This is a genomic window from Roseivirga ehrenbergii, from assembly GCF_001593005.1.
In the GTDB taxonomy this organism is placed as follows: Bacteria; Bacteroidota; Bacteroidia; order Cytophagales; family Cyclobacteriaceae; genus Roseivirga; species Roseivirga ehrenbergii.
Map to the genome: position 1 here is coordinate 82,450 of NZ_LQZQ01000045.1, position 25,131 is coordinate 107,580.

The 25,131-nt window shown below is 40.4% G+C and carries 17 protein-coding genes; 11 read left to right on the forward strand and 6 right to left on the reverse strand.

Going from position 1 to position 25,131, the window contains the following annotated elements:
• Positions 1 to 166 precede the first annotated feature (166 nt).
• Both MB14_RS10645 and MB14_RS10650 read left to right on the forward strand, forming a co-directional pair.
• Positions 167 to 11,869 (forward strand): LamG-like jellyroll fold domain-containing protein, encoded by an 11,703-nt coding sequence (locus MB14_RS10645; RefSeq protein WP_084376046.1) that lies wholly within the window; start codon positions 167 to 169, stop codon positions 11,867 to 11,869.
• A gap of 838 nt (positions 11,870 to 12,707) precedes the next feature.
• Positions 12,708 to 13,166 (forward strand): hypothetical protein, encoded by a 459-nt coding sequence (locus tag MB14_RS10650; RefSeq protein ID WP_062591519.1) that lies wholly within the window; start codon positions 12,708 to 12,710, stop codon positions 13,164 to 13,166.
• Here the strand turns inward: MB14_RS10650 and MB14_RS10655 are convergent.
• From MB14_RS10655 to MB14_RS10665, 3 genes are read right to left on the reverse strand one after another with little or no spacing between them, the layout of a single operon-like run.
• Positions 13,141 to 13,803, reverse strand: coding sequence for an SCO family protein (locus tag MB14_RS10655; protein ID WP_062591520.1), 663 nt, complete (start codon positions 13,801 to 13,803; stop codon positions 13,141 to 13,143). The two genes, MB14_RS10650 and MB14_RS10655, sit on opposite strands and share 26 nt — an antisense overlap.
• Positions 13,769 to 14,365, reverse strand: a complete 597-nt coding sequence (locus MB14_RS10660) for a toxin-antitoxin system YwqK family antitoxin (protein WP_062591521.1) — start codon at positions 14,363 to 14,365, stop codon at positions 13,769 to 13,771. Before MB14_RS10660 ends, MB14_RS10655 begins: the two co-directional genes overlap by 35 nt.
• 5 nt (positions 14,366 to 14,370) lie before the next feature.
• Complete coding sequence (locus MB14_RS10665) at positions 14,371 to 15,117, reverse strand: YHYH protein (RefSeq protein ID WP_062591522.1); 747 nt, start codon at positions 15,115 to 15,117, stop codon at positions 14,371 to 14,373.
• 209 nt (positions 15,118 to 15,326) lie between these two features.
• Here MB14_RS10665 and MB14_RS10670 point away from each other — a divergent pair, with 209 nt between their 5' ends.
• The 5 genes from MB14_RS10670 to MB14_RS10690 all read left to right on the forward strand — a co-directional run bounded on the left by MB14_RS10670 (position 15,327) and on the right by MB14_RS10690 (position 19,849).
• Positions 15,327 to 15,722 carry a hypothetical protein gene (locus MB14_RS10670; protein WP_062591523.1) on the forward strand — a complete coding sequence of 132 codons (396 nt, stop codon included), beginning with the start codon at positions 15,327 to 15,329 and terminating at the stop codon, positions 15,720 to 15,722.
• An 87-nt stretch (positions 15,723 to 15,809) separates the two neighbouring features.
• Complete coding sequence (locus MB14_RS10675; protein WP_062591524.1) at positions 15,810 to 16,733, forward strand: SRPBCC family protein; 924 nt, start codon at positions 15,810 to 15,812, stop codon at positions 16,731 to 16,733.
• Between the two features lie 215 nt (positions 16,734 to 16,948).
• Positions 16,949 to 18,265, forward strand: a complete 1,317-nt coding sequence (locus MB14_RS10680; RefSeq protein WP_062591525.1) for a hypothetical protein — start codon at positions 16,949 to 16,951, stop codon at positions 18,263 to 18,265.
• Positions 18,266 to 18,403: 138 nt separating this feature from the next.
• On the forward strand, positions 18,404 to 19,453 hold the full coding sequence (locus tag MB14_RS10685; protein WP_062591526.1) for a hypothetical protein: 1,050 nt from the start codon (positions 18,404 to 18,406) through the stop codon (positions 19,451 to 19,453).
• Positions 19,454 to 19,528: 75 nt separating this feature from the next.
• Positions 19,529 to 19,849 (forward strand): hypothetical protein, encoded by a 321-nt coding sequence (locus tag MB14_RS10690; protein ID WP_062591527.1) that lies wholly within the window; start codon positions 19,529 to 19,531, stop codon positions 19,847 to 19,849.
• A 75-nt stretch (positions 19,850 to 19,924) separates the two neighbouring features.
• On the opposite strand, the gene MB14_RS10695 is transcribed toward MB14_RS10690, so the two are convergent.
• Positions 19,925 to 20,644, reverse strand: coding sequence for a DUF4397 domain-containing protein (locus MB14_RS10695; RefSeq protein ID WP_062591528.1), 720 nt, complete (start codon positions 20,642 to 20,644; stop codon positions 19,925 to 19,927).
• A 377-nt stretch (positions 20,645 to 21,021) separates the two neighbouring features.
• Between MB14_RS10695 and MB14_RS10700 the strand changes: the two genes are divergently transcribed.
• From MB14_RS10700 to MB14_RS10715, 4 genes are all read left to right on the forward strand, one after another.
• Positions 21,022 to 21,924, forward strand: a complete 903-nt coding sequence (locus MB14_RS10700) for a hypothetical protein (protein ID WP_132644011.1) — start codon at positions 21,022 to 21,024, stop codon at positions 21,922 to 21,924.
• Between the two features lie 3 nt (positions 21,925 to 21,927).
• The gene (locus MB14_RS10705) at positions 21,928 to 22,263 is read left to right on the forward strand and encodes a hypothetical protein (RefSeq protein WP_062591530.1); all 336 of its coding nucleotides are present in this window, start codon (positions 21,928 to 21,930) and stop codon (positions 22,261 to 22,263) included.
• A 208-nt stretch (positions 22,264 to 22,471) separates the two neighbouring features.
• The gene (locus tag MB14_RS10710; protein ID WP_062591531.1) at positions 22,472 to 22,780 is read left to right on the forward strand and encodes a helix-turn-helix domain-containing protein; all 309 of its coding nucleotides are present in this window, start codon (positions 22,472 to 22,474) and stop codon (positions 22,778 to 22,780) included.
• 2 nt (positions 22,781 to 22,782) lie between these two features.
• Positions 22,783 to 24,078, forward strand: a complete 1,296-nt coding sequence (locus MB14_RS10715; RefSeq protein ID WP_062591532.1) for a type II toxin-antitoxin system HipA family toxin — start codon at positions 22,783 to 22,785, stop codon at positions 24,076 to 24,078.
• A 3-nt stretch (positions 24,079 to 24,081) separates the two neighbouring features.
• Here MB14_RS10715 and MB14_RS10720 read toward each other — a convergent pair whose 3' ends face one another.
• On the reverse strand, positions 24,082 to 24,465 hold the full coding sequence (locus MB14_RS10720; RefSeq protein WP_062591533.1) for a cupin domain-containing protein: 384 nt from the start codon (positions 24,463 to 24,465) through the stop codon (positions 24,082 to 24,084).
• A gap of 67 nt (positions 24,466 to 24,532) precedes the next feature.
• Positions 24,533 to 25,126, reverse strand: a complete 594-nt coding sequence (locus MB14_RS10725) for an aspartyl/asparaginyl beta-hydroxylase domain-containing protein (protein WP_062591534.1) — start codon at positions 25,124 to 25,126, stop codon at positions 24,533 to 24,535.
• Positions 25,127 to 25,131: the final 5 nt, after the last annotated feature.

Genomic DNA, 25,131 nt, shown 5'->3' on the forward strand with positions numbered 1-25,131 from the left:
AATATTTCGCTTTAAAAACCTTTATTTAAACGTTTACATACAGGGTTTTGTAAATACTACCCGTTTTGGGTAGGGGGGTAAATCCTATTTTTTACCACCTTACGTGTGCTTATGCGTTTTCTCTTCACCTAGCTAAGCATTTTTATTCAACCAAAACAACCTCGTAATGTTATCCTTTCAACCAAAGAGAGCCTCTGGGCGTATCTCCCGTCTGCTATTGTCTTCTGCCAAAGACAGCCGACATTTTAAAACTATTCTAAGTGTTGCAATCGCGATGCTTTTTACCCTTCAAACCTATGGGCAAGACCTTAGTGTCATTCCTATTCCAGTGGATCCTAATAATCCTTCCACTCCTTTTGTAGTACATGAGAGTGCCCCAATTACCTTGAAGGCCATTATTAGAAATGCTACTTGTACTTCAGGGTACGATGTTGCTTGGGATGTAAATCGTAATGGAAATTTCGATGATGACTATGTCCGTAGAGTCAACAGAAATAGCATTCATGAAGCAGATATTTCAAGGACCTTCTTGGTGCCGAATGTCCCAAGTGAAGAGGACATGAATATCAATGTACGTGTAAGGAGTGTATGCACTGGTGAAGAAAAATTCGGCACTTTTAGATTGAGAGTACAAGACTGGGCTCCTTCCAGTGATCCTCGCAGTTGGACAGAAGAGCAGATTGAGGTACTTAGCAATATCCAAATACAGGAAGCTATGGCTTTTGTTTTTCGTACAACAACCTGGTATAACGGTCTCAACAATACTCTGAATGCATGGGCCAATATTCCACAATCAAATCACAATAGGTTTGCTATAGAATTGTTTACCAAGAACGGGCGAATTCCTGCTTTTGAGCCTAGCATAGCAGCTCAATACGGGTTGAGTAGTGATAATATTTCCCGAAATGACCAGATATGGGCTTCCGATCCATATGCGAATTTACTTGGAAGACTACTTAATAGAATGGCTTCCAGAACTGCTTTTCAGTCTGGTATTCCGAGTATTGATGAAAATAATCTTGCTGGCTTCAATCCGGACGGCTCAGAGATATTGGGCACCAGGATAAGTGGCACCACAAATAACAGGGGCATTTTCTCAAATGAAGCTAATGGTGCAGATCAGGGCAGGGTAGGTATTACCGGTGATGCTTTATCTTCTATATCAAGCCTTTTGAAGACGGTACCTGAATTTACTTTCAGAACTGGAACTTTGAATGGATTGACATTGGCCCAGGTAGCTCAGGAAATAGTTGACTACTTAACTTTTGCCCAAATTGACGGAGGAGCAGGACAAGGTGGGTTTTATTATCAACCACTTAATGGCAATTATAACCATAATTACCCAAGACAAGATATTGCAATGGCAGTGTTAAAGGGATTAAGAGAAATTGAAATTCACGGGAAAGAGGTTGGTATTATTGTAAACAATCGAGTGAAATATCGATATCTTAATAATTTTGTTACTAATCAGCATAATGATGGAGGTGCACAGTGGACTTCAGGCAGACCAAATGGCTCGGTTAATTACACGGCAGTTGTAGTAGGTGTTGCTCATTGGTTGGGTATAGACCAAATGGATTTAAATTATGGGGCTGTACCGTTTCCAGGATATACGAATTATAGTAAAGGTCATTTTCAGCAGGCTTATAGCCGATATGTTGGGTTTTTGAATAATAAATGGAATACACCCAATAGAAAGACTGGGATTGGTTGGTCAGATATGTTTTATAGAAGCAATGACTACTTGGCTAACAATACGAGTCAAGCCTTTCCTATTACAAGCGATGTGCAATCCTATAACCTGTATAATGTAACAGACGGATTATTAGAAAGCAATGCTGACTTTAGCCTAAATAACAACCAAGACTGGCAGCGCGAGTTTCAGATAGCATTGATCAGAGCTCAGGGTAGAGCCTTGGATGTGAATAATCCCCTCGCTCAACTGAATATTTTTGGAAGGGTTTTCGATAATCAGGTTTATCACAACCCATCAACGGCCTATGGCGCACCTTATAATGCGACAAACATGTCAGCCATTGCCTTGTCGGTACTTGCCAATCCAGGCCTAGATAATGGCTCGGAAGTAGATACTGAACCACCTGTGGTATCTACCCAAAATATTACTGCTCAATTAGATGCCAACGGAAATGCCACTATCACACCTCAGCAAGTAGATAACGGTTCTATTGATAATTCTGGAGGTTCATTGACCTATGCTTTGGATCAGACAAGCTTTGATTGTGATGATTTGAGTACTGAGTGTACCTCTGGGTCGCTGAAAATTGATGGCCAAAACGATCAAATAATTTTACCAAACCAGATAGCGCTTGGCAATAGTTTTACCCTTGAGTATTGGGTTAAAAATAATGGTGCAGATGGTACATATGATAGAATAACAACAACCAGCCCAACCTATACTTTTGAAACGGCCAAGAATGGGGCTGGTCAGCTTTCGATTTATGGACTAGGTCGAGGTTGGATAAGCACAGGCGTGACCATTAGCAGTACAGGGTATGATCATATTGCTTGGGTATTCGATGGATCTACTGTAAGACTCTATAAGAATGGAGCGGAAGAATGGAGTGGTACAGGTTTCTCTCCTGATACTAGGTTAGCGGATTGGACCATAGGGAATTTTGTTGACGCGGCTAACTTTTCAATAGACGAAGCCCGACTTTGGAACAGTGCTCGAACAGCTCAAGAGATTAATGACAATGCTTCACCGTGCACAGCCGTTGATACGCAAGATTTAATATTCAGATTTTCCTTTGATGAAGGCAGTGGTACAACGGCTACTGAATCTGTAAGCGGAGCAGCTATCGCAATGGTTGGAGGCACCCCGGTTTGGGAAAATGACAATGTACAGGACAGTCCAGGTGTTTCGGTGACCCTTACTGTAACCGACCCATCCGGCAATACAGCAACCGGAACGGCAACGGTGACGATAGAAGACAATATTGCACCAACAGTTAATTTGAACGGAGATGCCGTAATCAACCTTAATCAAAATGAGACTTTCACTGAAACAGCCACAGCAGAAGATAACTGCTCGGCTACTTTAGATATTCAAGGAACAGTTGATACTGCAATAGCCGGTACGTATACCTTGACTTACAAAGCAGTTGATGGTTCTGGAAATGAGTCAGGTGAAGTAACAAGAACTGTGAATGTGGTAGAACCATTCACTTCGAATATTACCACATTCACCGACCCTACAGAATTGCAAAATGATGGACTTTTAGTGGCTGCGACAAACGTAGGTGCGAATGCTCAACCTGTTCAGGTGAATGGTATTTGTTTTGATAATACTCCTGGTACTTTAACTAACCTCAACAATGGAGGTGGAGATTTCTGTACTGATTGTACTCCTGGAACTCTCTTTGACGAATTGTTCAACGGAATTCTTTACCAACCCAATGGTAGCGCTTCGGCCATTACCCTTACTGGGCTTGTTCCCGGCAACAAGCATAGGCTGCAACTATTGATGTCAAATGATCACAATTCTACAGGTAACAATACTACTTTCCTTATTGAAGGAAACCCTGTCAACGTAAGCGGATGGATACCGAATACAGTAAACGCAACGCTGGAGTTTATAGCCAGCGGTTCAACAATGGATATCGGTTTTGCGGCCAACAATGGATCCACTGCCAATAGAGGTATCATCAGTGCTTACGTATTACACGACATTGATCAGGTAGGTACACTTTGTAACGAACCACCTGTTGCTTCTTCTGGAGGTGATATCACTGCGTCTATTGGTGAGAGTGCAACGGCTACCATTTCTTTCGATGGTTCAGGATCGTCAGATGACAATGGAATAGCCAGTTACGAATGGTTTGTGGATGGAAATAGCGTAGGAACTGGTGCAACTTTAGACACGGAACTGGGTATTGGCACTTTCTCCGCAGAACTCATCATCACAGATAGTTTTGGAATTACAGCATCTGAACAATTCTCCATTACGATAAATGATGCTACTGATCCAATAGTTGTGACTCAGGATATCACGGTAGAATTAGATGCCAACGGAAATGCAACTATCACGCCTCAAGATGTAGACAATGGTTCTTCAGACAATTCTGGGGGAACTCTAACTTACACATTGGATCAATCTAGTTTTGATTGCAATGATTTGAGCGCTGAGTGTATCTCTGGGTCTCTTCGACTTAATGGTGGCAACACTAGGGTTCTTTTACCTAATCAGATTGCGTTGGGCAACAGTTTCACTCTGGAATATTGGGTTAAAAATAATGGAGCAGATGGGGTCTTTGATAGAATAACCACAACGAGCCCGACCTTTACTTTTGAAACAGCCAAGAACTCTGGCGGCCAACTTTCTATATATGGATTAGGCCGAGGTTGGATAAATACCGGAGTCACCATTAGTGGTACAGAGTATGATCATATCGCTTGGGTATTTGATGGCTCTACCGTCAGGCTATATCAGAATGGGACTGAAGCGTGGAGTGATTCGGGTTTTTCAGCCGATACAAGGTTGGCAGATTGGGCCATCGGAAATTTTGTCGATGTCGCAAATGCTTCAATAGATGAGGTAAGACTTTGGGATTCTGCGCGTACTGTTCAGCAGATTAATGACAATGCATCACCTTGTGGCGCTATCGATACACAAGGTCTTGTGTTTGGGTTTTCTTTTGATGAAGGAACCGGCACCACTGCTACAGAAATAGTAAGTGGTGATGTGATTACGATTGAAGGTGGAGCAATTTGGGAAAATGACAATGTACAGGACAGTCCAGGTGTTCCGGTGACCCTTACTGTAACCGACCCATCCGGCAATAGAGCAACTGGAACGGCAACGGTGACGATAGAAGACAATATCGCACCAACAGTTAATTTGAACGGAGATGCCGTAATCAGCCTTAATCAAAATGAGACTTATTCGGAAACAGCCACGGGAGAAGATAACTGCTCAGCTACTTTAGATATTCAAGGAACTGTAGATACGGCAACAGCTGGCACTTACGTATTGACCTACAAAGCCACTGATGGTTCAGGTAATGAATCTGCTGAAGTGACTAGAACAGTGACGATACTTGACGTTACAGATCCAACAGTTATCACACAAAATATTACAGTTGAATTAGATGCCATTGGCAATGCCACAATCACTCCTCAAGACATTGACAATGGGTCTTCAGATAACTCAGGAAGCGTAACTCTAAGCCTTGATATTACAGAGTTCAATTGTAATAATTTAGGAGTCAATACAGTAACATTAACGGCAACTGATGCAAGTGGCAACAGTCAATCGGGTACTGCCACAGTCACTGTTCAGGATGTTACCGTGCCAAATGTCATCACACAAGACATAACAGTGTCCCTCGATGCTAACGGAAATGCCTCAATCGTACCTTCTCAGATAGATAACGGAAGTGATGATAATTGTGGGATTCAATCACTATTGTTTGGCGTTTCTGGAGATAACGGAGGTCAAGAAGTTGTGCCAGTAGTTAGCGGAACTAGAAATGGTAGAGAACTAACAGGAATTAGCTATACCTATGGCGGTGAAACTAAAACATTAACACCTGCCAATAGCATAGGATCCACGCTTATACTTTCAACATTAACCGCAGGTTCTGGTGGTGCGAATAGGTTTTGGGATGCTGACTTTAATACTGGTATGACCGAATCAAAAGCCTTAGGCGTACTAGGTGATCTTGACTTGGGAACAGTCTTACAAGACTGTAGTGACCCAGCAGGGGTACAACATGATGTAATGTTCGATACTCCAATTACCCCAGGTGCCGGACCTGAAATCTTTATTGTTCATGGAAGCTTAAAGCAGGATATTAAAATTTTAGATACTGATGGGAATGTTGTTAAGACGATTGATTTTGATATCAACGCAAACAGTTCACCAATTACTATTGGTGGAAGTGTATATGACAACAGATTCTATGGTTTCCATCTAAGAGATAATGTCAACTTTAGAGTGGATCAAGAAGGTACTCATGGAAGTAGTCAGAATCGAATTTTAGCTCTTGATATAAATGCGAGTGAAGTACCAGAGATAGGAGGGATTCGCTTTGGAGGCGGAAGTTGTAACTATATCTATGAAATTTTAGGCTTCCAGCCTGAAACAGCTTCAGCGCCACAATTAGATTTCTCTTGTGATGATTTAGGTATCAATACAGTAACACTTCAAGCTACCGATGGAAGCGGAAATGTTTCTACTGGTATTGCCAATGTTACGGTAATCGATGAAATTTTACCAACAATTACAATCAATGGATCAGCTACGGTTGAGCATGATGCCTTCACAACATATACAGATGCAGGAGCATCAGTTGTCGATAACTGTTCAGCTACTTTATCGACTATAGATAATGTGAGCGCGAATGTGCCAGGTTCTTATACAGTGACCTATACCGCTACGGATGCTTCAGGTAATGAAACTGTAGCAACTAGAACAGTAATTGTTCAGGATGTAACCGACCCGGTAGCTGTTGCTCAAGACATTACTGTTCTGCTTGATGCTAACGGAAACGCAACCATTACACCTGAGCAAATCAATAATGGTTCCTCAGATGATTCAGGTAATGTGACCTTGAGTATTGACCGAAGCGATTTTGACTGTTCTTCGCTTGATGGTGAGCAGAATAACTTTGCATTAAGGTTTGATGGAGATGACGAATATGTTTCGAGTGATAATAAACTAGGTATTTCAGGTAATATGTCTCGTACCCTAGAGTTCTGGATGAGAGTTGATGAACAGGACGGTTTCAATGAGCATATTATTAATTGGGGAGGAACCAGTACGGCCAGATCTTTCGGTTTCTATCAAAGCTTTGGTGCTGAGTTGAAATTCTATGGTTTCGGTAATCCTACTTGGGATCATGGCACTGGTTATATCATTGATCAAGATGAGTGGGTGCATGTGGCAGCGGTATATAATGGAACTACGGTTTATACTTACGTCAATGGAGAGCCTACTCCAGTACCAAGTAGGGATTATAACTTAAATACGGCCGATGGCAAACTAATAATCGCTGCGCGTGAAGACCTAGCGGGTGTTACCTTCTCATCTCTTGATATTGATGATGTAAGGGTTTGGAATTATGCACGTAGCCAAAGTCAAATAAAAGAGTCTTATCAAAGAGAAGTTGATGGAACAACTCCTGGTTTAATTCTTTATTACGATTTTGAAGATGGTACAGGAAGTCAGACTGTAAGAGATTTAAGCAACTCGAATAATAATGGTAGACTGTTTAATATGGAGCTGAATCAGGATTGGATTAACTCTGGTTCTCCTATCTATTCTGGCTCTAACCCGGTAATATTAACAGTAACCGACCCTTCAGGTAATGCTTCTACAGCCATAGCCAATGTGACGGTGATTGATGAAATCGCACCTGAAATTACGGCACCAGCAGACATTAATGTCTTTGCTACAAGTGCAGCAGGTGCAACAGTGAATTATACGGCTCCTGTCGGAACGGACAATTGTTCAGTAACCACTGCACTGACGGCAGGACTTGAGGATGGCGCTACTTTCCCAATCGGAACAACGGTAGTGACTTATACAGCTACCGATGGTTCAGATAATGCTACTTCGGCTTCATTTAATGTGACTGTCACTGGATTGCCACCAGGCATTGTGGTGCCAGCAGACATTAAAGTAAGTAACGATGCAGGAGAATGTGGAGCGGTTGTAAACTATGCAGCTACAGAGATCACGGCTATTCCAGAATCGACCATTACTTATGATATTCAACCAGGTAGTTTCTTTGCACTTGGTAGCACAACAGTAACCGCTACCGCCACCAATGCGGTTGGTACTTCAATAGACACCTTTACGGTGACCGTTGTGGATAGTGAAGTTCCCGAAGTGATCACACAAGACGTCACGGTTGACTTGGATGTTAATGGAAACGGAAGCATCACACCAGAACAGATCAACAATGGATCTACGGACAACTGTTCTATTGCCAGTTACGCCCTTGATATCGATTCATTTGATTGCTCAAATGTTGGTACTAATACAGTGACTTTGACAGTAACAGATGTCAATGGCAATTCATCCACTAACACTGCAACAGTAACTGTGAGAGATGTAATTGCAGCCGAGGTAATCACTCAAAACATCACGATCGACCTAGATGCGGGCGGCAATGCTAGCATCACAACGGGTATGATTGATAATGGAAGTAATGATGCCTGTGGAATCGCAAGTTTCAGCTTAGATAAAATGACTTTCGATTGTACAAATGTAGGGGTGAATACAGTAACCTTAACAGTAACCGACAACAACGGTAACGTGAGCAGCAACACTGTAATGGTAACTGTGAGAGATGTAATTGCAGCCGAGGTAATCACTCAAGACATCACGATCGACCTAGATGCGGGCGGCAATGCTAGCATCACAACAGGCATGATTGACAATGGAAGTAATGACGCCTGTGGAATCGCAAGCTTTAGCTTAGATAAAACGACTTTCGATTGTACGAATGTAGGAGTGAACACAGTGATCTTAACAGTAACCGACAACAACGGTAACGTGAGCAGAAACACTGCAATGGTAACTGTAAGAGACCTAATCGCAGCCGAGGTAATCACTAAAGACATTACAATCGACCTAGATGCCAGCGGCAATGCCAGCATCACAACGGGCATGATTGATAATGGAAGTAATGATGCCTGTGGAATCGCAAGCTTTAGCTTAGATAAAACGACTTTCGATTGTACGAATGTAGGAGCGAACACAGTAATCTTAACAGTAACCGACAACAACGGAAACGTGAGCAGTAATACTGCAACAGTAACTGTAAGAGACCTAATCGCAGCCGAAGTAATCACTAAAGACATTACAATCGACCTAGATGCCAGCGGCAATGCCAGCATCACAATGGGCATGATTGATAATGGAAGTAATGATGCCTGTGGAATCGCAAGCTTTAGCTTAGATAAAATGACTTTCGATTGTACGAATGTAGGAGCGAACACAGTAATCTTAACAGTAGCCGACAACAACGGTAACGTGAGCAGCAATACTGCAACGGTAACTGTAAGAGACCTAATCGCAGCCGAAGTAATCACTAAAGACATTACAATCGACCTAGATGCCAGCGGCAATGCCAGCATCACAACAGGCATGATTGATAATGGAAGTAATGATGCCTGTGGAATCGCAAGTTTCAGCTTAGATAAAACGACTTTCGATTGTACGAATGTAGGAGTGAATACAGTAACCCTAACAGTAACCGACAACAACGGTAACGTGAGCAGCAATACTGCAACGGTCACTGTTAGAGATATAATTGCTCCTACAATAATCACCCAGAATATTGAAGTGTTCTTGGATGAAAATGGAGCTGCCAGCATTACACCAAGTAGCGTGAATGACGGTACATTCGATAACTGTACTTTCGATTTGAGTATAGACAAAAACACTTTTGACTGTTTCAATATTGGAGAGAATACGGTGACCTTAACGGCAACCGATGCCAGTGGTAATAAAACAAGCGCAACAGCGATAGTAACAGTTACTGATGTGATTTTACCAACTATTGTAGGTACTAACATTGAAGTGTTTGTGAACAGCGAAGGTCAGAGTGCTATTACTGTTCAGGATGTTGATGGAGGAACATTTGACAATTGTGGAATAGCGTCTGTAACGATTGATATCCATAGCTTCGATTGCTCAAATTTAGGTGCCAATACGGTAACACTTACAGCCATTGATGTTAATGGAAACGTAAACACCGGTACGGTAACAGTCACCGTGACGGACATCATTGCACCAATAGTAAACGCTCAAGACTTAATCGTAAATCTTAATGAGAATGGTAGTGCATCGGTATCTGCTGATGACTTACTAATCTACAGTGAAGCAGACCTAGAGAGAGATACAGAGTGTGAACTGTCAGGGGCGGAAGGTCATGCCATGTGGTTGAGCAAATACCTTCCTTACGACAATGAAGAAGGAATGGTAATGGGAATGAGTTCAGATATCGAAGTGGCCAATTTAGCCACTCATTCAAGAGGCTGGAGTTGGTGGAACTGGGGCAACAAAGGTGGTCACGATGATGATGACGATGATAAAGGTGGCCGAGATGATGACGATGATGATAACGGAGGCAAGAAGCCTAAAAAGGACAAAGCTAAAGATGCTAGATTCGAGTTTGATGCAGCCGGAGGCAGCATAGTAAGAAGTCTAGATGGTAAAACGGCAACGGTGACGGGTACCCTTAAAAACATAGAAGACGATACAGACAAATGGACTGTAAGTCTGATGTTAACCGGGGGAGCTGATTGGGAGACATGGAGCGACAAAGGTGGCAAGTGGAAAGGAAACAAGTATACAGTAAGGAATAATTATAGAGATTGGACCTACTATGAGTTGGCCAGTGGAACCTTGACCGGAAGAGGTAGAAACACAGGTGAAATTATACAGCTAGATCATGCTCCAACAGACCATGAATATGGCTTCCAATTAGGAGATGCGGCCAATGATAAGAATGGCAACTACGGTTTAAGTGGCTGGATTTCTTACACAAATAGAGAAGGTAAGAAGCAACAAGGAGACTTCAACTTTAATGTGTCAGACTGTGGACTAGTAGCAGTGCCAGCAGGAACAGTTTATACTTCAGACAACTGTGGTATTTCAAGCACAAGTGTTGATATCGATAGCTTTAGCTGTACCGACTTAGGAACAAATACAGTAAACGTATCCGTAACCGATCAGAGTGGTAATATCACTACAGTGCCAGTAACAGTAACTGTTCAGGATAATATTGCACCAACCGCAGTAGCCTTGGATTACGTCACCGTGAGCCTAGGGGCAGACGGAACTGTAATGGTAGATCCATCGATGTTGGATGGCGGCAGTTATGATAATACTGACTGTATCACATTCAGCATTGATAGAATGAACTTCGATTGTGATGACATAGGAAGAGGTGATTCATTCTACACTTATGAGGAAGAAGAGAGTTGTAGAAATCATAAGCATACACATGGTAAAGGCCATAATTATGGAGATGATGACGATGACAATGATCCTGGTAAAGGCAAAGCCTACGGCCATAAAAAGTCTAAGAAGACGAAGCTGAAAGGCCATAGGGTAATGTTGACTGTGACTGATGCTGCAGGCAACAGCGATCAAGTAGAAACTTACGTTGTTGTTGTAGATGCCTTAGGTCCTGTGATAGCTGAAGGTCCAGTAATGGTAGTAGTGTATGATGAAACCTACGGAAGAGGCCGAAGAAGTTACACTAAGAAGAACACAGAGTATGTGAAAGACGATGACATTGAGCCATTGGTGAGCGATAACTGTGAGGTGTATAAAATCGATTTCCCAAGAACTAAATATAGCAGCGATGACGCAGGCATGAACCAGTTAGAGGTGACGGCCAAAGACAAGAGCGGCAATGTAACGGTGGGTATGGTGAATGTAGAAGTGATTGATATTACAGACTTAGGCAAATACGTAGAGATGTGCTATAAAGGCAGGTCTGTCAGAATCAAGAACAGTAGTGTTCAAGATTACCTTAGAAAGGGAGCGAGCTTAGGAAGTTGTGGAGCAAGTATGAATACACAAAATCAGAGCTTGGCTTTTGGTGAAACCGAGGAGCGTTTTGTAGCCGAGTTAAACATCGAAAGCTATCCAAACCCAACAACTGGCTTTACTACTATAAGTATCAGCAGCAATGTAGAAGGTCCGGCCAAAGTAGGCTTGGTATCCACATCAGGAGTAGAGATCGAGGAAATTTATTCAGGAGAACTACAAGCGAATGAGAAGTTCGAAGTAGGCTTTGATGGTAGCAACTTACCAAGCGGAGTATACATTGTAAGGTTAGTAACAGCAGGCCAAGTGAAGAACCTCAAACTGATGATTAATAAGTAACAAGGTAGGGAAGAGGTTAGGCAACTGCCCCTTCCATTAAGATATCTGTATTGGGACATCCCAACGACAGTGTTTAGGTGAAAAGTAAAACCCAGAGCGGACGGTTCTGGGTTTTTTGTATTTAAAGTGCTTTTCTAATTATCTGAACCGTATTTTTTTAAACAACTACCCTTTTCGGGTGGGAAGGTGTAGCTTGTTTTTTATCAAATTGCATGTGCTTAGACTTTACTCCAGTATCAAGAGAAACTCTAAAATAAAATTTTTGAACAATCACACTTTAAGTTTGTGAAGTCCATGTCTATGTATACGAAATAGTCATGATTTAAAGAGGATAAATTTTTGATTAAGAACTAATGAAATAGGGGGAGTGATGTTTCCTTATTGGAATCGAAGAAAATAAAATGGAAGGATCTAGAAGTAACAGGAATATATCAAAAAGGAATATTGACTTGGTTTTGCAATTAATGGTTTGGGTGCTGTTTTCTATTACCCTATTAAGCGGGTTGTAATTTTAAAATAAAAGGAATTAAAGAATCTGATGCATGTAGCTATAAAGTTCGCACGCAACAATGTTTAGGTGAAAAGTAAAACCAGGGTATACGACCCTGGATTTTTTTTCTATCAATTATCATAAAAAACCACCCAAAAGGGGTAGGTCTTATCTGTCCTTTTATTCCGAGATTGCCGCTGTAGGATTACCGAATTTATACCGATTTTGACTTATTGAACAAATGAAGCTGTCTATGAAAAATATAGGTTCAGGGCTCTGGAAAGATCACAATATGGTAATAGTGTTTTTTATATGAATTAGTAAAGTGGCGTTACTTTTATTGAGGAAATGGTATCATCTCTAATTATTGCTTTGGCAGGTGTTTTTGGCCTTTTTAAGGTTAAAAAGGCCAAAAGCCAGTTTACCAAACTTGTAATTGTTTTACTTGGCTTCAGTGCAATAGCGTCTATTGTTAAATACTATGAGGTTTCAACTTATGCCCCCGTTGCTATAGGTTTTTTTTCGTTGCTGGCTAGCTTCGAATCTACCAGTTCATTTTCAATGAAAAAGCCCCAGATAGCGTTTTTTGTACTCAGCGGTTTTGGCTTTTTTATATTCTCAATGGCCTCAGTACTTCCCTTAGAAATATATATAATTGACTGGCCATTCCTGATCTTATTCTTTATCGGTTTGGGTTATCATTGGTACAACCACGGGAAAAAAATAAAATCAAGAATGGGGATTCTTATTGTTTGGTCTGGATTAGCAATTTCATGGCTTTTCACCCTAATTGCTTCAATGTTTTAATATCAGTGATTAAGCGATCCATTTCTAATGGAATGGTGCCATTATACACGCCACGAATTCTTCCTAAACCATCCACCAAAATAAAGTTTTCAGTATGAAGAAATTCATTTGAATCTTTATCCAAACCGATTTCCTTTTCAGCAAAATAAGACTGACGAGCCAGTTGGTATATCTCCTCAGTGTGGCCTGTAAGTAAGTGCCATTTACGGTTCTCTATTCCATGCATTTCTGCATAAGTCTTTAAAACAGAAACTGAATCTACCCAAGGCATTACAGAGTGAGATACCAACATAACCGATTTATCATTGATAAATTCTGTTTGAACCTTTTCTAAATTCGAAGTCATTTTTGGGCATATGCTAGGACAAATGGTGAAGAAGAAATCGGCTACGTATATTTTTCCAGCCAGGCTTTTATTGTTAATCACCTCTCCACTTTGGTTCTGAAAACTGAAGTTTGCAATGGTGTGAATTTCGGAATATTGAACTTCTTCTTCACCTATCCATTCTGGTGTAAAGTCTGCCGAATTATAAAAGGGGAGAGGAGTTCCTTCGGTTTCCGTGTTTTGGTTCGTGCAACCAAAAAGAAATAGAAGGCTCAAGTTAATAAGGTAAAGCGCTAAATGTTCCTGTTTCATTATCTACTGATTTACAATTTTTTAATCCGATTAGACCGTAACGATGGCCATCTTTTACCACATAATTGGCCCGAACGCTGCCGTCTGACTCCCACATTTTTTGAGAACCATCTTCTTTACCTAAAGTGTAGTTGAAGAATTTATAAGGCTGTCCGTCTATTTGCCATTCCTTGGCTTCTCCATGATGAAGCCCATCAACAAAATGGAATTCAAACTTCTTATTTCCATTGGGCCACCAACCATAGTGGGTACCTGTTTTCTGGTTTTTGCTATACCACCTTTCTTCCTTAAGGCTACCGTCATCATAAAATTGACTGGATTTGCCTTCGCGAAGCCCTTCAAAATAGGTGCTTTTAGACTCTACCTGGCCGTTGGAATAGTAACTAACCAAGTGACCAGAAAAGGGTTTGCCATCTAAAAGCATAAAGGCACCGTTTCTTTTTAGGTTTGCTTCATTGGTGTTAACAATCACATCTGGAATTATCGGATTGTCATCAAAATCCGTTATGGTAGCTTTATAAGTACATAGCATAAGCCCGATATAGAGTATGATCTTTTTCATGTCGATTAGTTAGAAACCGTTCCTGCTACACCAAAAAAGCCACTTCCATTAATATATGGGTCGGCATCTGTAATGTGATAATGGTAAATTCCATTTGGGTATTCAGTCGTTACATGGCTATGTCCATGATAATCATCTACATCAGCATTGGTTACTCTAATTCCGTTTTCTACCGGACCATAAACAGGAAAACCGTCTAACAGCCAGCCTAAAAGCTTATCGCTGCCAAGCGTAGCCGTCAGATAAAGAGGTTCTTGGTGGTAATGATAAGTGCCAGACTGCTGCGGATGGCCAAGGTATTGATCGAAAGAATCAATCTCATTGGTCAGCGGTTGGTTTGGCCCAGCGTATTGGTTAAAGAAAACTACGCCATTTACAGAAACTCCTATAGCGCCCAAAGGCGTAGCTTGTTTATTGGTCGCCTCTGTTGGGTTTAAGGGAATCCTTAGCGTAATGCTTTGTTCCACAATTCGGTTTGGGTTTATTTTAAAATTGCTGTTGCTACCGTTGTAGGCCTCATACCTGTCGTCTGATTGTGCAAAGTATGGGCTCGGATGATTGGGTACGTCATTGGTTTCAATCACTACATATGAGCCGTTAATATATACAGTAACATTATCAGTGAAACTTTGAAAAACTGCGGGCAATTCTTGAGTAGTTTCTTCCTCCTCTTGAGGAGAATCGTCTCCTCCGCAGCTAAAACTAATAAGAAGAAAAAGTGCCATGCCAGATTTAAGGATCATAGATTTCATAAGTATTTATTTATTGTACAGTAGCTTTGATGCCAAGGCGTAAAATAACTTGCGGGTAGTGCGATTTTTTTCAATTTCGAATTATTCACCCTAGCGAATAAACCGATGAGCATGAATTCATTCAGTTTTGTGTTCGAAAAAGAGTATCATGGTTTTTGTAACTCTGGTAGTTGCAATGGCGTATTGCCTTTATATCTAAATATAGACTGATGATTTTAGAAGTGGCTGGTTTTTTATCGAATGCATTTTTGTTAGACAAGGATTTGCACAAAGAGGAGTCAACTGTTGTTCGCAACCTCAATAAAGAAAGGCAGCTGGCTTTAGCCTCTGGCTTTGGTACTTTCAACCTAGCTGAAATTAAAACTCAACGGTCGAATTTTAGGCAGTTAACCACTGGGGATTCTGTAAAACTTAAGCTCCATTCAGAATTTGACCAGATCTCAGTAGAATATAATGGAAAGGAAATAGGTATTGTTTCTGAGTCTTATTATCGTCTGAGCGAACTAAAGGGAGCATTAGAGGCGGGTAATGATATAGATGTGAAATGCATTCGAAAGGATTTAGTAGTAGCTGGAACTGTAAGTTTTTCTTTTGAGGTGAAATAGCTTTATATAATTTCTTCTTTAGCGATTCACCCATCTATTCATACATTTTATTTAAATTCAGTGGTGTAAACCAACACTCCTGAACCCATGCCTAAAATTGATTTGAACCGAAGCATTGAAATAAATTCTTCTCCTGATAAGGTTTTTAAAGCATTAAATGATTTCAACCATTGGCCTGCATGGTCGCCTTGGCTTATTCTGGAACCAGAATACGAAGTGAAGGTAGCCCCCGATACCAAATACTATGAGTGGGAGGGTAAAAGAATTGGTTCTGGTAACATGCGCATCACAAGCGAGGTAGAAAATAAATCTATCAATCTTGATTTAACATTTTTAAAACCATGGAAATCTAAAGCCAAAGTTCGATTTGAGTTGGAGCCCACTTCTGGCGGCACAAAATTGACTTGGTTTATGGATAGCAGCCTGCCCTTCTTCATGTTTTGGATGAAGAAGATGATGCTTGGGTTTATAGGTATGGATTATGAGCGAGGCTTAAATCTTTTAAAGGATTATGTTGAAGACGGTGAGGTCCATTCTAAACTCGACTTTAGAGGTGAACAGGCTTTACCCAAAGTACAATACATTGGCATCCATAGTCATTCAACTATTGATTCCATTGATCAGGACATGAAACGGGACTTTGGTAAAATAGGTGAGTTTTTTAAGGATAAAGAAGACCTTATTGCAGGGAAAATGTTTTCGATCTACCATAAGTGGGACTTTGCAAATGGTAAGGTCGAATATACTTCTGGACTTGCTGTAAAGTCAGTTCCACATGATTTGCCTTCGGGAATGAAAGTAGGCGAAATTCCGGCAATCAAAGTATACACCCTTCGCCATACTGGCCCTTATAGACATTTAGGTAATGCGTGGTCGGCCATGTATAACTTGCATAGGGCCAAAGCAATTAAAACGGTAAAGGGAATTTCTCCTTTTGAAGAGTATGTAAATATGCCAGGTAGCGTGCCAGATAATGAGTTGATTACTGATATTCATTTTGCAGTGAAGTAAATTCACTAAAAACATAAGGTTAAGCCGAGTTAGTAAAGTTATCAATTTGCTGATTCGGCTTTTCTGTTTTCTATCGAATAAAAATGGAGCGCATTTTTGGCCTTTTTAAGTGAAAGCACTACACTTGTATGATTTTTTAAGTCAGCAAGCTGACATGGTAATTTTAATAACCTCTCCATTTAGTTTTCTTCTCATTTAATATTCAAAACAATAAAATGAAAAAAGTATTTTTCGCAATGATGCTATTGTGCAATTGGGCTATTGCTCAAAGCAACGCGCAAGAAAATTCAAAAGGAACAATTGGGATCAACTCTCAATTTTCATACAAAATGTTGGACCCTAGTCAGAACCTCAGGAAAGTAAATATCCTATTAGAGGAAAGACAAAAAGGAGCTTTAGAAGATAGAAGCTTAACCATTGGCACCTCTCTGATTTCTATTTTTGATTACCAAAGATCGAATGAGGATTCAAAGTTCGCTTATCTCATGCGCCACCCAACATCTACAAATCAGATAGGGAAAACAGTTACTGAGGCGGTAATTCATTCTTTTCAGATTTCAACAACTGGAGCCATCAATAATTGGATTACAGTTCATGCTGAATTACTGTATAATCCAGAGCAAAGCTTTGGGCAAGGAACCATCACAACCTTAACTAGGAACCAGATTCAACTTTACAAAGCATTTTTGGTAATGGGTGATTTGAATAAATCTCCATTTTATGGTGCTATTGGCAAAATGGATGCACCTTTTGGTCAGGTGGGAAGCGTGAGTCCATTTTCTAATTCTACTACTTGGCATGCCTTCGGTGGTTTAGGTTATGGCTTACAAGTGGGGTATAGAAAAGGAGGAATTCATGCTAAATTTATGGCTGTGCAAGGTGGTAGCCAGTTCCGTGCCTTGGCTACTCCAGTAGGTAATGGTTCGAATGTGCCTTCTAAAATCAACAACTTTGTATCTGACATTAACTATACAATGAATTTGAGTGAAGAAACCGAACTCAATGTAGGCGGTTCGTTTGTGTTTGGTAGTGCGTATTGTCATGCATATCCTGTAACACATTTCAACCCATGTCAAGATAATAATCCGGCTTATACCGCATATGGTAACTTAAAAATCAGCGATAAATTTGTAGCACAAGGTAGTTTTGCTAAAACTGTAAAAGTTTGGCCCGGCACCTTTAATCCAAACCCACCGCTAGATGTGTTTCCAGCTTCAAAAGTCTCTTCTTTTGATATTGGAGCAAAATACAATTTCAACCCAGAAAGCAATGTAATATATACGCTGTCAGGCGAGTTTTCGAAATTTATTGCCGGACCTGAAGGAGCGCCATGGGAAAGACAAAATCAGCTTGTGATTGGTTTTGCGGGCATGATCAATCGTTCTTGCAAACTCTTTTTCGAAGCTTTTAGAACCGATGGCTATGTGCCTTTGAACTTTGTAAGCGGAGGTAATTTAGCGCCAGGAGAAACGCATAGTGTGAGAGGTTCATTTAGTCATGGTGTGGTACTTGGTGGACAAGTGATTTTATAAGATTAACCATCCATTTAGAAAAGCACTTTCAATTAAAACTGAAAGTGCTTTTTTTGTTTAAGGGTATGAGAATATACCCACACCACGGTATAGTCGCTTGGGCATAACTTCTAGAAATTTAACTCAAAAAAAGAACGTATGGCTTATACAGAAGTGGAAGTGGATTTACTTCCGGAGGAATTGAAGAAAGCAAAAACCAATTTGATTGGGGTTTTAATTTTTATGCTCATTTTCTTCGCGTTTATAAAGTTCTTTTTCTGGGATAACCTTCTTTCCGAAATCGATGAAATGATACCTATTATCATTTTTGGAGTGTTTTTTCTCTTGTTTTTAGCCGTTCTAGGCTACATAATGAGAGGTTTCATTTTGGATTTCATCAAAAAGAAGAAGCAAATTCTGACGGGTACTATTACCGATAAACACATAGACATTACCACCTCGCATAGTTCTAGTGGAGGGAGTAGAGGCAGTACCCGAAGTAAGACTACTACACGGAGAACATATTACCTATATTTTGATGACAAAAAATTACCGGTAGATGCGATTATTTATGGTCGTATGTCGGTAGGTATGGAAGTAGAGATTCATTATTCCAAGTATTCTCAAACCGTTTTTTATAACAGAGTAATTGCCGAAGCAGAAATCAGTGAGGATAAAATTAAAGCCATTGTTCCTGATGTTGATAAGCATCAAAACTTCGTGCCAAAGGAACGAGAGTTACAAATGACCAAAGCTGATTTTGAGCTTCTAAAAAAGGCTAGAAATCGTGCAATCAAAAACCGCATTTGGGTAATTGTTATTTTGGGATGGGTAGTTATCGGCTCCTTGTTTTCTGGGCTTTGGCTTATACCTATCATGATTTTTCCTTTTACCATTTGGTGGTTTTTGGCTTTCAGAAAGATGATTAAATACATTTTGGCCTATAGAAAGGAAGTGAACACTGGAATGAAAATCGTTTATTCAGAATTGGTGTTAGACAAATTTAGACAAACTGGAAATACAAGAGGGTTTTTCATCCGCACCAATAATCAACTCATTAGTGTAAACGAGAGTAACTATGAACAAGTGAAAATGGGCGATCTTATTATGGTGTTTAAAGGTAAAGCTACGGGTTGGGTGTTTGGGTTTATGACTTCCGATAATGAATTATATGAAGTAAAAAGTGACGCAAAGCTCAAAAAGAAATAGACCGGTATTCTGTCGTGGGTTAGAAAACATTTGTTGTAACTTGATGGTTATTCCTAAAACATTAAATTTTAAGCAATGAAAAAATTATCTATCTATTTCACTTTTGGGATAATACTATTAATGTTTGTTCCAAGCCAGATGAGCGCTGCAACTATAAGCGATCCAATCACGGACAAATCGACCGAGAAGTTAACCCATGAAGAAATGCAAGCTATGGTGGTTCGCTTGAATGAAATTAAAGACATGGACAAATCCAGTTTGACCAGAGAAGAAAGAAAAGAACTGCGTAAAGAAGTACGTACTATGAAAAAAGATATTCGCGATAGCGGAGGAGGAGGGCTTTACATCTCTTCAGGTGCTATTATCGTCATTCTCTTGTTGATTATTATTCTTTAAAAAATTAGAACTGATAAAAATAGAAAGGCAACCCAACTTGGGTTGCCTTTCTGCTTTCTAATCTACTGAATTTTATTAGTTTACAATTATTTGTACACTTAATGTATTGCTGTTGCCTGCTGGCGGTGTATTATACCCTCGTAGAATAATAGTGTAGTAATATCCGTTCTGAAATTTGATGTCTGGTACATTTAGCTCAATCGTGTTGTCATCCGGAGATGTAACTTTTAGGTCGTATTCTGCCGCGGTAAGTTCCATAAAGTCAGAAGCATCCATAAAGTTAGAATCGCTAAATAAAGGATCAGTTTGACCATCAGCTGTAACTTGTAATGTTGGTGCATCTGGTGATAAATTTACCAGCCTTACTTTAGCATTTCCATTACTTGGGGTGTCTGAATTGTCTTCTAACTTCAACACTTTCAAATCATCATATTCCCCTACGGTAAAGATTGAATAGGTTCTTCCAGCGCCTATAGTCAAGGTAGTATCGGCTACTATGTTATTGGCATTTGCTGGGGTAAATTTAAAATTTCTACTACCTGTAAAAAACCTTAAATACCCTGTGTAATCTGCGTAATCAAAAGAGTAAGTGTTCAATTGCCTGTTATCAATTTCGATGTCTAAGGCTGGGGCGTTGGGCGATGCTTGATAAAGTGAAACATAAGCCACGTTTTCAGGAATACTATCCCCGTCATCCATATTACAGCTAGAAAGTATAAATACTGTGGCAACCAACATCATCATACTCCTCATCATTCCTTTAAACGGAATCTCTTGCTTTGCATTTAATTTCATAATTCTGAATTTTTATTTGATTTAGGTTATTTATTATGTTGTGCCCACTGCAATAGTAGGCAAATGTTCAGTATTAAAACCACAAGTTTAATGCCATGGTAAATTCTCTGTTGAAGTGAATTTACCCTAATTAAGTCTCCAGTTCTGTGTGGAGTATAACGTCAACTTATGTAGTTTTTTCTACAGTGCTAATAGACAAGAGTAAACAATCAAAGGTTGGAACTTACTTTGAAATATGGGCTTCGATTCTATACCCTCCAGAGGGTATGGCTTATGCCACTTGGCTGGTATTGAGTCGCCTCATAATTGACAGTAGATTTGATGTTATGAAAAGATGACTCAGGTATTAGTGTTGGTCATCGGATAAACATGTTTAAATGGGAAGGGTATCAAATCTATCGATGGCGTTACTGGTGATAATGGCCAATACTGTCGCAGCACAGTTTTCTAAATCTATAACGGATCTTTCATTGAATGGGCAGGTGGTAGAGAGCCAAATTCACTGGTATAGGTACGACAGGGAGACTAAAACCATTACAAAAATAAGAGAGACTTATGCGCTTTTTGATGAGGCAGGTAGGCAATTACAAGACAAAACTTCTGAAGTGCTGCAGGATAGAGTGACAGAACATAGTTACACTTGGAACGGAGATGGATCAACAAGCGAGATGCTCAATGAGGTAAGTTTTGCGGGTGATAAAAATAGTCGCTTTGCAAAGTTTAGCCATGTACGAAGTGCTGGTAAGTGGATGACTTATGAAATTTCAAGTGCCGATACAGCCCAAGTATTTCAGTATGTGACTGGCTCTCCTGAAACACCAAAAATGTTGATCGTATTTAATGGTAAAAGGATTAAAAAAAGAATTGAAGACCATAAGTATTACCCAAATAGCACTGTTCCCAGTAGCATTAATATTACTCATGTTGAAGGCGATCGAAAGCTTGGCGCGGAGGAGATTGTGTTTGACGAGAATGGTTATAGAAAAAGCTATGAACTTAAAGGTGAACAGAAAGAGGTTTTATTCAGAGATGAACATAATGCTATTGTTAAATCCGTGATGGAGGCAAGAGGTAAGCAGTACACCAATTCTGAAAGTATTTATGAGTACGATGGGCAGGATAACTGGACGAAGGTTTATCGAAAAAGGCTCGATCAAGAAGGAAAGGTGATGGAGGAACTTTATGGTTTTAAGAAAACTAAATTATGGTGGAAGGAGCCTACTGGTTCTTTGGAGCCAGATTATACATTTATTAAGAAGACTAACCCTATAAATAAGTAGAATATGCCGGGTATACTCTCATGGGTGTTGGTTTTTGCGGGGCTTTCAGTGCTCTTGTTACTCATTTATTATTTTCGTTCACCTGAGAAGGCCACTCCGAACATACATCGAGCGATTCCTTTTGTTACGGCTGCCTTAGCCATTTGGTCTTTGGTTACCAGCTGGATGTGGTTTTATTATTTCAACTTAGTGCTTAGCATGCCCGCACTATTGATTGCGATTTCGCTTAACTTTTGGTCGAGACATAAGAGGCTTGATGAAAGATTGGTAAAGTTGAACTGGTATATAATCGGTGGTGCTATTTTGTTGAGTCTTTTAAGCTTTATCTTTTTTTCATGAGATAATTGGTCCTATTTATCCGTTACTTTTTTACATTAACTGAAACCACATAAAACCTACTATAGTAGGTTTTATGTGGTTATTTTATATTTAATACCTGTTATTATAGGTTTTTTGAAAATGAACTTTATCTTTGTTTAGAACGTTAAACCTATGAAATTAGGTTTTATGCGTACATTTGTTATTTAAAACCTACAAATTTAGGTGTATGAACTGGAAGAGGATGACAGATCAGGCCATTGTCGATGAGATGGGCAGGCGGGTCAAGCAGTTAAGATTGCAGAAAAGGTACACTCAGAAAGAGCTTGCCCAAAATGCTGGTGTAAACATTAATACGATTCAAAATCTCGAATATGGGCGTTCTGTTACTTTATCGGTATTAATTCAGGTGCTTCGTGCACTCAAATCTCTCGATCAGCTTGATTACCTCATTCCTGAAGTGGAAGAAAGTCCGATGATGGTAATGGAGCGTGAGCTTAAACCTATGCAGCGGGTACGTAAATCTAAAAAGAAATAACCATGCTAGTATTAAGGGTAAAAATTTGGGGCGAACTAGTGGGCGCTGTGCTTTGGAACGAACAAAGGCAGCTGGCTTCTTTCGAGTTTGCTCCTGAGTTTGCAGAAGGTACTACCGACTTGGCGCCACTCACCATGCCTTTGGAAGATATTAAGCGAGGTGAGCGCATTTTTTCATTCCCCAATTTAGAGAAAGCCACTTATAGCGGTTTACCGGGCTTACTTTCCGATTCTCTCCCTGATGCTTTTGGAAATCAGATCATCCGTTCTTGGTTGGCTTCTCAAGGGAGAGCTATTAACTCCATTAACCCCATTGAAAAATTGGGTTATGTGGGTATTCGTGGCATGGGGGCACTGGAGTTTGAACCTGCTACTACGCCTTTCGGAACGCAGGTAAAAGATATCGAAGTGGAATCCTTGCTTTCGCTAACCAATAAGGTGTTGGAAGAAAGGCAAGCGGTAAACCTTAATCTAACGGCAGATGAGGAGCAAGCCATGACCGACTTGATTCGCGTAGGTACTTCGGCTGGTGGTCAGCGACCCAAAGCAATTATTGGTTTCAACCCCAAAACGAAAGCGATTAAATCGGGGCAGTTTACTTTGCCTAAGGGCTTTGAATATTACATGCTAAAATTTGATGGGGTAAAGGAAGGGAGTTTGGGTGACCCAGCGGGTTATGGACGTATAGAAATGGCTTATCATTTAATGGCGAAAGATTGCGGCATCGACATGATGCCTTGTCAGCTTTTGGAAGAAAATGGCCGAGCGCATTTTATGACTCAGCGTTTCGATCGGGGAGAAGAAGGAAAGAAACTGCACATGCAAACTCTGTGTGCCATGGCACATTACGATTTCATGATGCCTGGGCTATATGGATATGAAGATGCTTTTGCCGACATGCGTGAATTGCGGTTGCCATATCAGGATTTTGAGCAACAGTATTTGCGTATGGTGTTCAATGTAATCGCGAGAAATCAAGACGACCATACCAAGAACATTGCTTTTCTATTGCCTCAAGGCGGAGAGTGGAGACTGTCACCAGCCTATGATGTCAATTGGGCCTATAACCCTCAGGGCGATTGGACCAGTCAGCACCAAATGTCGATTAGAGGAAAGCGTGATAATTTTACGTTGGACGATCTATTGGCTTTTGCCAAGGAGAATTCCATCAAGAAGCCTCAGCAATTAATCGATCAGGTGACTTCTGTAGTGAATGATTGGCCGAAATATGCTGCTCAAACTGGGGTAGATAAAAATAGGGCTTCAATCATTAGCAAAACCCACCGAAAATTGAAATAAGGTTTAGATTTGCTCCAATTTGATATGCACGGCTAGTAAGGTTTCGTTACCCAAAACTTTAGCACAATGCCCATGCTTTTCAGTATCGAAATGAATATGTTCGGGCAGGTAATCCTTCGCAATAAACATATGGCCAGCACTAAAGTCTTTATGTTCTCCATTTCGAAGTGTAATTCTTAAAGTGCCGCTTTGCACTAGAATTAAAGTGGGGTCGCCTGCCACATGCCAATCACTTTCATAGCCTGCTTGACTGGTTCGGATTCTTAGATTCTGGGCATCAATTCGCTCGGTTAAAACCATTCCACCTCGAACATGTTGAGGGAAGGCTTCTTCCGAAAAAACGGTAACGAAATCTTCATTCACGCTGATGGTAGGGATATTGATCATGGGTTGAAGAAAGCGAAAAAATCTTTACGCACATAGAGACTTCAACCCTTTGAGAAAATGTATTTGTTTAATCGTTTGTAGCTGCTTTTTGGATAAGATTTCTTAACCAATCATTCGGAGCCATATCAATGGTGAGGTTGATTCTGTCGGTTGTGCTGCCATTCACTACTTTATGTGGGTCAGTGAGGCGTAAATACCAGCATTCACCAGGCTGCATGGGTACAGGGGTTCCGTTTAAGAAGAAATCCACTTCATCACCCACAAGTATAGGAATGGTTAAGCGCACCACTGATCTTTCAACTTCTAAACCTAAAGTGGGGTCGGTATGTTCTTTTACTTCATTTCCAGCTGCCAATCTCAAAACTCTCACTAAAGTGACACGGGTATGTTCCTGAAACTTATCGATAATACTGGTCAAGTATGGGGTTGAAGCCATGGCAGGAATATTTAACCATTCTGTCCAAGTACCATCCGCATAATCATCGGCAGGAGGAGGTAAAGGGAGAGAAGGATCTACCTGATGCGCAGGGGCTCGCAATGGAATGACATTGTAATAAATAAATTCGTTCATGCCCAAGGTTTTCACCTCAGCTTTCATTTTTTCTACATCAAAAGTAAAGGGTAATCGAACACGATCATTGGCAACGGCAGCTACGGACATGGTTT